The sequence below is a fragment of the Agrobacterium vitis genome (assembly GCF_013337045.2).
GTDB classification, from domain to species: domain Bacteria; phylum Pseudomonadota; class Alphaproteobacteria; order Rhizobiales; family Rhizobiaceae; genus Allorhizobium; species Allorhizobium vitis_B.
Window position 1 is genome coordinate 3,382,269 of the sequence record NZ_CP118259.1, and the last position, 11,898, is coordinate 3,394,166.

Annotated in this window: 8 protein-coding genes and 1 pseudogene; all 9 read right to left on the reverse strand. The window is 57.7% G+C overall.

Annotated features, from left to right (window positions below):
* Positions 1–61 precede the first annotated feature (61 nt).
* On the reverse strand, positions 62–1,888 hold the full coding sequence (locus G6L01_RS16050; protein ID WP_070166252.1) for a methyl-accepting chemotaxis protein: 1,827 nt from the start codon (positions 1,886–1,888) through the stop codon (positions 62–64).
* A gap of 288 nt (positions 1,889–2,176) precedes the next feature.
* Positions 2,177–3,902, reverse strand: a pseudogene (locus tag G6L01_RS16055) (methyl-accepting chemotaxis protein); the annotation flags it as partial.
* A 153-nt stretch (positions 3,903–4,055) separates the two neighbouring features.
* Complete coding sequence (locus G6L01_RS16060) at positions 4,056–5,750, reverse strand: methyl-accepting chemotaxis protein (RefSeq protein WP_070166250.1); 1,695 nt, start codon at positions 5,748–5,750, stop codon at positions 4,056–4,058.
* Positions 5,751–5,758: 8 nt separating this feature from the next.
* Positions 5,759–6,286 carry a chemotaxis protein CheW gene (locus G6L01_RS16065; RefSeq protein ID WP_015917542.1) on the reverse strand — a complete coding sequence of 176 codons (528 nt, stop codon included), beginning with the start codon at positions 6,284–6,286 and terminating at the stop codon, positions 5,759–5,761.
* Positions 6,283–8,340 (reverse strand): chemotaxis protein CheA, encoded by a 2,058-nt coding sequence (locus tag G6L01_RS16070; RefSeq protein ID WP_070166249.1) that lies wholly within the window; start codon positions 8,338–8,340, stop codon positions 6,283–6,285. Before G6L01_RS16070 ends, G6L01_RS16065 begins: the two co-directional genes overlap by 4 nt.
* Complete coding sequence (locus G6L01_RS16075; RefSeq protein WP_015917544.1) at positions 8,337–8,705, reverse strand: response regulator; 369 nt, start codon at positions 8,703–8,705, stop codon at positions 8,337–8,339. Before G6L01_RS16075 ends, G6L01_RS16070 begins: the two co-directional genes overlap by 4 nt.
* Positions 8,706–8,709: 4 nt before the next feature.
* Entirely contained in the window at positions 8,710–9,036 is a 327-nt protein-coding gene (locus tag G6L01_RS16080; protein WP_081344139.1) for an STAS domain-containing protein, read from the reverse strand.
* Positions 9,033–10,181, reverse strand: a complete 1,149-nt coding sequence (locus tag G6L01_RS16085) for an HD-GYP domain-containing protein (RefSeq protein WP_070166277.1) — start codon at positions 10,179–10,181, stop codon at positions 9,033–9,035. Before G6L01_RS16085 ends, G6L01_RS16080 begins: the two co-directional genes overlap by 4 nt.
* 430 nt (positions 10,182–10,611) lie before the next feature.
* Entirely contained in the window at positions 10,612–11,832 is a 1,221-nt protein-coding gene (locus G6L01_RS16090) for a TIGR03862 family flavoprotein (protein WP_070166248.1), read from the reverse strand.
* Positions 11,833–11,898: the final 66 nt, after the last annotated feature.

Sequence of the window (11,898 nt, forward strand, 5' to 3'; positions counted from 1 at the left end):
CTGCGCATTCTCACATTGCAAACCGGTGATGCCGTGCGGCATCGTTTTGGTTGAACTATCGTTATGCGCTCTCCTGAAAGAGACGGTCCTCATCATCCGGCCCGCCCATGGAGAGATCGAGGGCAAAGCCCTTGGCTCTCGCCTGCTGGGCAGCAACCGTCTGAGACGACGTCGGTGTGCGGGGTTTTGCCGGTGCAGCCGTTCGCGCTGGCGCTGCGCGAGCGGCAACAGTCCGGGTCTGAGAGGCTGGTTTTCTTGCGCCAGCACCAGTGCCATCGACCTTGAAGAAGGCGATGGAGGCCTGGAGTTCCTCGGCCTGAGCGGCCAGTTCTTCCGAGGTTGCCGACATTTCTTCCGAGGCACCCGCATTCTGCTGCGTCACCTTGTCGAGCTGCTGGATCGCCTCGTTGATCTGGCTCGCGCCGATATCCTGCTCACGGCAAGCCGCCGAGATCTCGGAAATCAGGTCCGCCGTCTTGCGGATATCAGGAACAAGCCGCGTCAGCATTTCACCGGCTTCCGTGGCCACCTGTACCGTCTGGCCCGACAGCGTGCTGATTTCAGCCGCAGCCGCCTGGCTGCGTTCGGCAAGCTTGCGCACTTCGGAGGCAACAACGGCAAAGCCCTTGCCATGTTCACCGGCACGGGCAGCTTCAACCGCCGCATTCAAGGCCAGAAGGTCGGTCTGGCGAGCGATTTCCTGGACGATCGAGATCTTCTCGGCAATCGTGCGCATCGCACCGACAGCCCGGTTTACCGCTTCGCCAGAGGCTTCCGCATCCTTGGAGGACTGGCGGGCGATCTTTTCGGTCTGGGCCGCATTGTCGGCATTCTGCTTGATATTGGCTGCCATCTCTTCCATCGAGGCGGAGGCTTCTTCAGCAGACGACGCCTGTTCCGTTGCGCCCTGGCTGACCTGCTCGGAGGCAGACGACAGCTGCTGGCTACCCGAAGACACATTGTCGGACGCAGACAGCGCATCACCAACCACGCCGCGAAGACGCTCCACCATCAACTGAAGAGACTGGCCAAGCGTGTCCTTGTCGGACAGGGATTTCGGCGTCACCGTCAAATTACCATCGGCGATCTGATTGGCAACAGCTGCCGTTTCCCTGAGGTTCCCGGTCATCACCTTGACGCTTTCAACGACATCGCGGATTTCATCATTGGTCTTGATGTCGATATCCCGACCGAGATCGCCGATGGCAACGGCATCTGCAACTGCCTTGATCTTCTTCAGGCCGGAATTGATTCCCATGGCAATCCACGCAGCAATAGCAACCGACAGAACCAGCAAGGTACCCAAGCCGGCAATCAGACTATTGCGGGAGAAGTCATATTGTTCGTTGGTGGCTTCATCGGTCTGCTTGAGATCCGCGGAAATCTGTCCGTTTAGGGCACCCAGACTTTGCAACAGGCTTGCTGTCAGCTTGGCACCATCGCCCATGGAAATTTCACCCGCCTGCTTGTTGCTGGCATCCGTATTCTCGATGGCAAGCTTGAGGATGGAGTCCTGCATGGTGATCCAACCGGGCAAGTGGGTCCGGAATTGCGCGACTTTTTCCTTGATCAACGGATTGGTGTCCGCATCCAGTTTCACCAGGAGATCATTGATAAGCGCACGGCGCTCTTTCACGCCGCCGACATATTCATCAATCTTGTTTGGGTCCACATTGATGATGGCGTTTTTCTCATCGCGGATCGAAGACAAGACAGCATCCGACAAATCGCTCGAATTACGCAAATTCGCCGCTGGACCAGCGATGATGTCAGTGATCGCACTATTGAGTGACGAAAGGTTGATGATCGCCATCGTTGCCATTGCGCCTGACATCAGGATGATAAGGCCAAAGGCAAGGGCCAGTTTCAGTTTGATCGTGAATCGCATGTTAGTCCCCCAGGTATTTCCGCGTATTTAAGCGTGGTAGGACGGCCAATTTCTTGCCTGTCCCGGTCTTTGTTGTGAGCCGGTTTCACGCCTGCTGGCGGAAATCGTGATCTTCGTCATCCGGTCCGCCCATGGAAAGGTCGAGAGCAAAGCCCTTGGCCCTCGCCTGCTGAGCGGAAACGGTCTGTCCTGCTGACGGCCTGCGCACAACAGCCCCCGCTGTCGTGATTTTGGCCGGTTTTGCAGGCTGCGACGTATAGTTTTGGGCCGCCTTCTTCTGCGCCTTCAGTCCATCAACCTTGAAGAAGGCGATGGAAGCCTGGAGTTCCTCGGCCTGAGCGGCGAGTTCTTCCGAGGTTGCCGACATTTCTTCCGAGGCACCCGCATTCTGCTGCGTCACCTTGTCGAGCTGTTGGATCGCGTCGTTGATCTGGCTGGCGCCGATATCCTGCTCACGGCACGCCGCCGAGATCTCGGAAATCAGGTCCGCCGTCTTTCTGATGTCAGGAACCAACCGGCCGAGCATTTCACCGGCTTCCGTTGCCACCTGTACCGTCTGGCCCGACAGCGTGCTGATTTCAGCTGCTGCCGCCTGGCTGCGTTCGGCAAGCTTGCGCACTTCAGAGGCAACAACGGCAAAGCCCTTGCCATGTTCACCGGCGCGGGCAGCTTCAACCGCCGCATTCAAGGCCAGAAGGTCGGTCTGACGAGCGATTTCCTGGACAATCGAGATCTTTTCGGCAATCGTGCGCATCGCACCAACGGCCCGGTTTACCGCTTCGCCTGAGGCCTCCGCATCCTTGGAGGACTGGCGGGCGATCTTTTCGGTCTGGGCGGCATTGTCAGCGTTCTGCTTGATATTGGCTGCCATCTCTTCCATGGAAGCGGAGGCTTCTTCGGCAGACGACGCCTGTTCCGTCGCGCCCTGTGACAGTTGCTCGGAACTTGAGGACAGTTCCTGACTGCCTGAAGAGACGTTGTCGGACGCCGACAAGGCATCGGCGACGACACCCCGAAGACGCTCCACCATGCTTTGCAAGGCAAGGCCCAGCGTGTCGACATTGGAGCGCGGCGTCGGTGTCACCGTCAAATCGCCATTGGCAATCTTATCGGCTACACCTGTCGTTTCACGCAGATTGAGGGTCATGGATCGCATAGCGATGCCCAATGAATCCTTGCTCGAGAGGGGCGTGATATCCTGAGACAAATCACCTTCGGAGATGCGGTTTGCCAAAGCGGCAGTTGCTCGCAGGTTTTCGGTCATGCCGTTAATCGTCGTAACAAGATCCTTGATCTCGTCGTTGGTTTTCACCTCAACGGTCTGGTCAAGATCACCGATGGAAACGGCATTGGCAACAGTTTCGATCTTGCGAAGCCCGGCGCTGATGCCAAAGGCAATCCATAAGGCCGCCCCAATCGCGAGAACCGTAGCGATCCCCGCGACAACGAGAACCATGGTCTTCGTTTCGGCATAGAGATTGTCTGTATCCTCGTCCGCTTTGGACATGCCCTGCTTTTGAATTTCGACCAGTTTTGTAATGGCTTCCGCCATACTGGTCGCCATAGTGCGCAGGTCGCCATTTGAGAGCGCTATGGCATCATTCAGTTTGCCGGACGCCTGGATATCAGGCAAACGAGCCGCAGACTCTCTGAAGTCCAGAGCATTCTTGATCACGGATTCCCAATAGGGTCTGCCCTGCGGACTTGCGATCGTAAGACCTGCCTGTCCCAAGCCGATCATGTCTTTGATGTTGGTGTCGGAGGTCAGATAATATGCCTTGGCTTCCGCATCATCCTTGGAAAGCAGAGCATTTTTCTGGGCGCGAATGGCTTCTGACATTTTGCCGGAAGCCGACAATGCATATTCTAGCCGTTTAGCAGGTCCGGTAATAATATCAGAAGCAGCCTGGTTGATCGTCCCGATGCTGGAGATGCCATACAATGCGACCGCAATCAGCATGGCGATCATAAGCCCGAAAGCCAGTGCAAGTTTGAGTTTTATTGTGAAACGCATGTGCGTCATCCCTAAATTAATATGAGAAGGAAGCCCAGGGCGAACGACATCATTCGTTCGAAGCGGGTAAGGACCGGCTCGGCGCACATACATGCCTGTCGGGTGCCACCGGGCCGCTCATCGGCCCGATGCGAAATCGAATAAGAGCCTGCGTCAGGCCGACTGGCGAAAATCCAAATCCTCATCATCAGGTCCGCCCATGGAGAGATTGAGGGCAAAGCCCTTGGCTCTCGCCTGCTGGGCAGCAACCGTCTGAGACGACGTCGGTGTGCGGGGTTTTGCCGGTGCAGCCGTCCGGGCTGGCGCAGCGCGAGAGGCCGTTGGCCGGGCCGGAGAGGCTGGTTTTTTTCCGCCAGCGCCATCAACCTTGAAGAAGGCGATGGAGGTTTGCAGCTCCTCGGCCTGAGCGGCCAGTTCTTCAGAGGTTGCCGACATTTCTTCCGAGGCACCCGCATTCTGCTGCGTCACCTTGTCGAGCTGCTGGATCGCCTCGTTGATCTGGCTCGCGCCGATATCCTGCTCACGGCACGCCGCCGAGATCTCGGAAATCAATTCCGCCGTCTTGCGGATATCAGGAACAAGCCGCGTCAGCATTTCACCGGCTTCCGTGGCCACCTGTACCGTCTGGCCCGACAGCGTGCTGATTTCAGCTGCTGCCGCCTGGCTGCGTTCGGCAAGCTTGCGCACTTCAGAGGCAACAACGGCAAAGCCCTTGCCATGTTCACCGGCGCGGGCAGCTTCAACCGCCGCATTCAAGGCCAGAAGGTCGGTCTGACGAGCGATTTCCTGGACAATCGAGATCTTTTCGGCAATCGTGCGCATCGCACCAACGGCCCGGTTTACCGCTTCGCCTGAGGCCTCCGCATCCTTGGAGGACTGGCGGGCGATCTTTTCGGTCTGGGCGGCATTGTCAGCGTTCTGCTTGATATTGGCTGCCATCTCTTCCATGGAAGCGGAGGCTTCTTCGGCAGACGACGCCTGTTCCGTCGCGCCCTGGCTGACCTGCTCGGAGGCAGACGACAGCTGCTGGCTACCCGAAGACACATTGTCGGACGCAGACAGCGCATCACCAACCACGCCGCGAAGACGCTCGATCATCGTGTTGACATATTGCAGCATGTCGCCGATTTCATCGCGTGAGCGGATTTGGGCAAACTCCGTCAGGTCGCCATCGGCAACCTTTCGCACAGCCACAACCGCACGATTGATACCGCCGGTGACGTTGATGACAATCCAGACCGCTGCCATAACGGCAATAACGGAGGCGGCGATCGACAGGGACAAAAGCATCAACCGGGTGCTGGCGTATTCGGCATCGCCGGCAGCGTCAGCATCGCGCAGGCGGGACTGCTCCAGGCTGACGACTTGCGACAGGAGATCGTCGATTTCATTGACAGACTTGCGGTTTTCACCCGTCGAGACTTTCAGTGCGCCCGCAGTGTCGCCAGCGATTGTCAAAGCCTTGATCTGGTCGTCGGTCTTTCGGAATTCGGCTTCAACGACAGCAAGCTTGTTCCAGAATACCTTGCCTTCTTCCGTTGCCTTGGCCATCACGGCTGCAAAAGCCTGGTCGAATTCGGCACGCGACGCATTGGCCTTGACGATACTGGATTTTATTTCGTCCTCGGATTGCGCCAGCTGAACATTCTTTTGCTGACGCAATTGCTGAAGTTGCTCCATCTGGAGCTGTTGAGCCAAGCGCAACCGTTCCACAGGACCTTCAAGCGTATTGCCCATGGCATCGTTCATTGAGCCCAGACTTTGAATTCCCAGAACCGAACTGGCAATCAGCAACGCGACGACGATGCCGAAAGCCAACCCCAGCTTCATTTTGATTGTAAACCGCATAACAGACCTCAATTTGTTGCCAGACCAGCCGCTGAAGCGGCGATCCGGTCACTGGTGCTGGAGAAAATTGCCTGGAGATTGGGGAGAATGATGAACTCTCCATCCCGTTTGACCAGGCATTCAATGAAGTCGGGACGCCATCGCATGCCGACACTGGGGGGCGGTTCGCTGGCGGAGTGCGCCAAGGTCGTGACTTCGAACACCCGGTCCGTGCGAATGCCGGTCAGGGTGGTTTCACCATCGAGATCAAGCTCGATGACGATGATACGGCTGTCGATGGTCGGCTCCGTCGCTTCCATGCCAAAGGCCAGCCGGATATCGGCCAGTGGAATGACCTTGCCGCGGAAATTGATGACGCTGGAGACGAAAGGCTTTGCGCCGGGCACCTTGGTTTCCGGCAGGAGATCGATAATCTCCTGCACGGTGATGGCCTCAATCGCGAACGTCTCACCGTTCAGATTGAACGTCAGCACGGCGACTTCGTCGCGGTCCGCCCAGAAATGCTGGAAATCATGTTTGCCGGGTACGATGCTCATCCTGCTACACGCAATTGCGCCTCCTGCTGTTGGCCTGCGTTGACCAGATGCGTCACATCCAGGATCAGCGCGACACTGCCGTCACCCAGAATGGTCGCACCCGAAAAAGTCACGACGTCGTGGTGAAGCTTGGACATGGATTTGATGACGGTCTGGTGATCCCCAATGATCTGGTCGACCACCAGGCCGACGCGCTCGTCGCCGGTCGAGATCACCACGACCTTCTGGAAAGGATCAGGCTGCGTTCCGGTGCGGAACAGATCCCTGAGCCTGAGGAAAGGAACAAGACTATCGCGCAGCGAGATGAAACTGCGGCCCCTGGAGCGCAGATCGTCCTCGATCGACAGTTCCAGGCATTCCTCGACCGCCGACAGCGGAATGACGTAGCACCCGGTACCGACGCGCACCAAAAGACCGTCAATGATCGCCAGCGTCAGCGGAATGCGCAGGGATACTTCCGAGCCCTTGCCGTTTTCACTGCGGATGTCGATCACCCCGCGCAGGGCCTCGACGGTTTTCTTCACCACATCCATGCCGACGCCACGTCCGGAAAGATTGGTGATCGTCTGGGCGGTGGAAAAGCCCGGCTGGAAGATCAGCTGCAACAATTCCTGGTCCATCAGCTGCTGGCCCGGCTGGATCAGCCCCGAGGATTCCGCCTTGGCCCGGACCCGGTCACGGTTGATGCCACGGCCATCGTCCTTGATGGTGATGATCACTTCGCCGCCGGATTGGTGGGCTGACAGCACCACCTTGCCGGCTTTGTTCTTGCCAGCCGCCAGGCGTTCTTCCGGCGGTTCGAGCCCGTGGTCGATGGAATTGCGCACCAGATGCACCAGTGGATCGGCCAGCCGCTCGATAACGGTCTTGTCCACTTCCGTGGTTTCGCCTTCCGTCTCCAGTTCGATGACCTTGCCGGTCTCGCGGGCGAGATCGTGGACAAGGCGGCGGAAGCGGGTGAAAAGGCTACCGACGGGCACCATACGCAGCACCATCATCGTGTCGCGCAGCTCACCGGAGAGCCGCTCGACATCTTCAGAAACGGATCGCAGCATGATGTCGGCGCTGGTATTGGCCAGCTGCGACAGGCGGGACTGGGCAATCACCAGTTCGCCGACCCTGTCCATCAATTCGTCAAGCCGCTCGGCCGGAACGCGGACATTTTCGGCGGCACGGCCATGCTTGGCGTCATTGGAACCCGTCTGAGCAGCGGCAGGTGTCGCTGACTGAGCCTGGCTTGGCGACTGCTTGTTGTCAGGTGTCACCGGCGCGGCAACGGCCTGTTCGACTGGATCATCGGCGGCAATGGTCTCGGAAGAGACAGCGGTCGCATCCTCAGTCAGTTCAAGATCCATGTCATCCATGACGAAGATGAAGACATCCTCGATATCCGACTTTGGCTTTTCGGTAACAAGCTCCACGCTCCAGCCGATATAAAGATCGGCAGGTGAGATCTCCTCAAGGCCAGGGATAGCGCTCAAATCCGCTTTAACGATGCATTTTCCAAGGTCGCGAAGCTCATTCAGAAGGCCGAGTGGATTGGTGCCATTGACCATGGAATTGGCCGGCAGGCGGAATTTCATCCGCCATGTCGTCGTCGCCGACCGGGCTGCCGGCTGCGGCTTGGCGGCTCCGCCATTGCCGGGCTTTGCAGCCTGCACCGCATGCGTATTGCCGCCATGGTCGCCGACCGCATCCTGCAACTTGGCCAGCAACCGCTCTCCAGCGGCTTCATGATCGCCATTGGGTGTGGCAACCAGCGCCTTCATATGGTCCTGAGCATCGAGAACGGCTGCGACAAGCTCGGCGGTTGCCGGTACTTCACCCTTGCGGACCCGGTCGAAAGCGGTTTCGCAATGGTGGGTGAAAGCGGCCAGAGCCTCGAAGCCAAACATGGCTCCGGATCCCTTCAGGGTATGAAGACCGCGGAATACCGAATCGATCTGATCTTGATTGGACAGGTCATGCAACAGGTCGAGCAGGCCGTTTTCGATCTGCTCGAACAGCTCTGCTGCTTCTGTCCTGAAAACCTGAATGGGATCCAGATTGGTCATTTGCCGAGAACCTTTCTAGCAATTTTCACCAGTTGTTCGGCATCGAACGGCTTGGTGATCCAGCCGGTCGCACCAGCGGCCTTGGCCCTGTTCTTCATGTCGGCGTCGGATTCTGTTGTTAGGAAGATGATCGGAATACCGGTATGGGCCGGAGACCGGCGCAAAGCCTCGATCATCGCCAAACCGTTCATGTTGGGCATGTTGAGATCGGTAACAATCAGATCGAACTGCGATGACTTGGCCTTGTTCAGACCATCCAAACCATCGACGGCTTCGGTCACCTTGTAGCCGGCATTGGTCAGGGCAATCTTCGTTGTCATGCGGATGCTGGCGGAATCGTCAACGGTGAGAATATGAGCACTCATGGCATTACCTTTCATGTAACCAGAAAAATCGAGCCGACGGATCCATGTCGGTCAAGAAGCCGCTGCGCTCCAGCGTGGACAGAACACCACCCACCGCAGCGCTTTGCAGCGTGAGGTCCTGGCCATTCGTTTGCGCAGACATGCGCGCCGCTTCAATCAATTGAATAAAACTCAGATCAACCTCCGCGTCCGCGGGGATGTCGATAACGACGGTCTGAGCAGCCGAAAGGCCTGTCAGAAGCTGGTCCCTGGTGGTCTGCACAGTGCGAATGGTCAGCGCCTGTGGCAAGGCAATGGTCTCATGCGGCAATGTTTGCGTTGTCATCGTCATTCCCGTCCTGCTGGCTGGGGTGTTGATCGGTATTTCGTCTGCTTCTGGAGGCAAAGGGCGTTTTCAGGATGAGCGACATCCAGCGGCGGCGCCCCTTTCATGTGGATCCTCATATCTGTCTCACGCGCTCCCATGACCGAGGCAATTTTTGACCACTGCCGCTCAAAAGCTTCGACGCAGTCCGGATCGAAATGACGACCCTTTTCGCGCCTGATGTGGTCCAGCGCGTCTTGCAGCGACCAGGCTGGCTTGTAAGCACGGGGCGAGCACAAAGCGTCGAACACGTCCGCGAGCGCGACAATGCGCGCTTCCAGCGGAATTTCCCGTCCAGACAATCCCTTGGGATAGCCCGTTCCATCCCATTTCTCGTGATGACCGCCAGCGATCCGCTCGGCGACCCGCAACAGATCGGAGGTCCCGTTCTCCAGAATCTTGACGCCGATATCGACATGCCTGCGCATCATGTCCCGTTCGCTGTCGGTCAATCGGCCGGGCTTGGACAGAACACCATCGGGAATGCCGATCTTGCCGACATCATGCAGTGGGGCCGCCAGATAGATCTTGCGCTGCCGGTCCTCGTCGAGTCCAAGATCCTGCGCCAGCAGCCTGGATATCTGCGCCACACGCGAGACATGATCGCCCGTTTCCCCGTCGCGATATTCCATGGCTCGGGCCAGACGCCAGATCAGCTCTTCTTCGCTGGCCACAAGTGCCGCGGATTTCGCCGTCACGGCAGCAGCAAGACCATCGGCCCGCAACGACAGTTCCACCTGGGCACGCCGCAGGCTCAAAAGATTACGCGCACGGGCCTTCAACTCGACCGGATCGGCGGATTTACGCAGAAAATCCGTCGCCCCTGCTTCCAGCGCATTCAAGCAGACCGCCGTTTCGGTTTCCGAAGTGATCATCAAAATCGGCACCAGCTCATAGGTCGGCATGGCACGCAAAGCGGTAATCACCTCGATACCCGAGCGCTTTGGCATATTGTAATCCACCAGCACCAGGTCGAATTGCCGGGTCTCACAAACGCGAATGGCTTCCTCGGGATCCGCGAAGATTTCCACCTCCAGACCCGTAATTTCAAGGAGTTCCAGACGCAGTGCCAGCAATGTGGATCGGCTGTCGTCTATCACAACGGCACGCAAGGGAAGCTCCATTCCGCCATGACGGCTTGGACAGGCATGGTGACATGCGCATGTTCCCATGCGATGCGACAAGCCATCTCAAGCACTGTTAATATCTGTGAATTTTTTGGGACCATTCCGCATCATGCGGGGAGCGAATTCCGGAACATTGTGGCAAAGCCATAAATATTTCCAGATTTCTGAATCGAATTCTCACGTTAGTAAGTTAAGATAGAACTAACACTGTTAGGCCACAACTATATTTAATTGACAGCTCTAATAAGCCATGGGATTTTGGGGTTTATTAACATGTTGTTTTTGTTGATTCATCCAATATTTTTTTGACAAAAAACAACCAAGGGGCGTAAAAAACTTCCTGACGTGGACGCAGGATATGTTCCGGAAACCAACAGGATCAGGCCCGACAATTGTGGCATCCCGATATTTAACTTCAAGCACCTGCATCATCGGTGAGCCAGCGAATCACGCCAACCGCCGCCGCCCGCCCGGTGGCAAGGCAGGCGGTCAACAAATAGCCGCCGGTTGGCGCTTCCCAATCCAGCATTTCGCCAGCGACGAACAGGCCTGGTCGGTCCTCCAGCATGTAACTGCTGTCAATCCCGCTCCAGCCGATGCCGCCTGCCGAGGAAATCGCTTCCGCCAGCGGGCGCGGTCGCAGCAACGGTAGCGGCAAGGCCTTGATGAGACCCGCGAGCGATGCGATATCAAGGTTGGCAATGTCGGGCACCACCTCCCGCAAAAGTGCCGCCTTGACGCCATCCAGAGAGGCTGCCTTGCGAAGCCTTGTCGAGAGACTGGCCTTTGCGGGCTGGCGCGCAAGATCGTCCACCAGTTTTTCAAGCCGCTTGCCGGGTGCAAGATCGAGCAGAAGCTCCGCCCTCCCATGAAGGCGAAGATCATCGCGCAGGGCTGCCGCATGGGCGTAGATCAGGCTGCCCTCGATACCATGCCGGGAAATGACAAATTCTCCTTGGACCTGCCCCGCCGCTGATGTGGCGACAACCGATTTGACCGGCTCGCCAGCGAACCGATCACGAAACATATCGCTCCAGGCAACGTCGAAGCCGCAATTGGCGGGCCTGAAATCCGTGACGGCAACGCCGATATCGCGCAGCCAAGGCACCCAGGCAGCATCCGAGCCCAAACGCGGCCAACTCGCCCCACCCAGCGCCAAAACGACGGCATCTGCCACAACGGTGACATCGTCATCCGGCGTTGCAAACCGATAGCCATGTCCGGCAAATCCGGTCCAGCGGTGCCGGGTGCGAATCATCACGCCTTGCTCCTGCAATGTCTTGATCCAGGCCCGAAGCAGCGGCGAGGCTTTCATTGCCTTTGGAAAGACCCGGCCTGAGGAGCCGATGAAGGTCTCCGTTCCAAGATCTGCTGCCCAGGCGCGCACATCATCCGACGTAAAATCATCAAGGGCTGCCTTCAAATGGTGCCCGGCCTCGCCGAAACGGCTCGAAAACCGCGCATATTCTTCGGAATGGGTGATATTCAGCCCGGATTTGCCCGCCAGGAGAAATTTCCGGGCCAGAGTCGGCATGGCCTCATAGATCGTCACGGTCAAACCAGCCCGCGACAGGCTATCCGCCGCCATCAGGCCCGCAGGCCCCCCGCCGATGATCGCAACTGTCTTGCCTGTCATGCCCGTCCCTTGCTTTCGAATATCAGGCGTTTTTGGGCAAAGCACAGGTTAAAAGCAAGCGGAACC

Bases quoted from the DNA above. Each gene is read 5' to 3' on its own strand.
- G6L01_RS16050 (WP_070166252.1), bottom strand. From the start codon at position 1,888: ATGCGATTCACGATCAAACTGAAACTGGCCCTTGCCTTTGGCCTTATC.
- G6L01_RS16060 (WP_070166250.1), bottom strand. From the start codon at position 5,750: ATGCGGTTTACAATCAAAATGAAGCTGGGGTTGGCTTTCGGCATCGTC.
- G6L01_RS16065 (WP_015917542.1), bottom strand. From the start codon at position 6,286: ATGAGCATCGTACCCGGCAAACATGATTTCCAGCATTTCTGGGCGGAC.
- G6L01_RS16070 (WP_070166249.1), bottom strand. From the start codon at position 8,340: ATGACCAATCTGGATCCCATTCAGGTTTTCAGGACAGAAGCAGCAGAG.
- G6L01_RS16075 (WP_015917544.1), bottom strand. From the start codon at position 8,705: ATGAGTGCTCATATTCTCACCGTTGACGATTCCGCCAGCATCCGCATG.
- G6L01_RS16080 (WP_081344139.1), bottom strand. From the start codon at position 9,036: ATGACGATGACAACGCAAACATTGCCGCATGAGACCATTGCCTTGCCA.
- G6L01_RS16090 (WP_070166248.1), bottom strand. From the start codon at position 11,832: ATGACAGGCAAGACAGTTGCGATCATCGGCGGGGGGCCTGCGGGCCTG.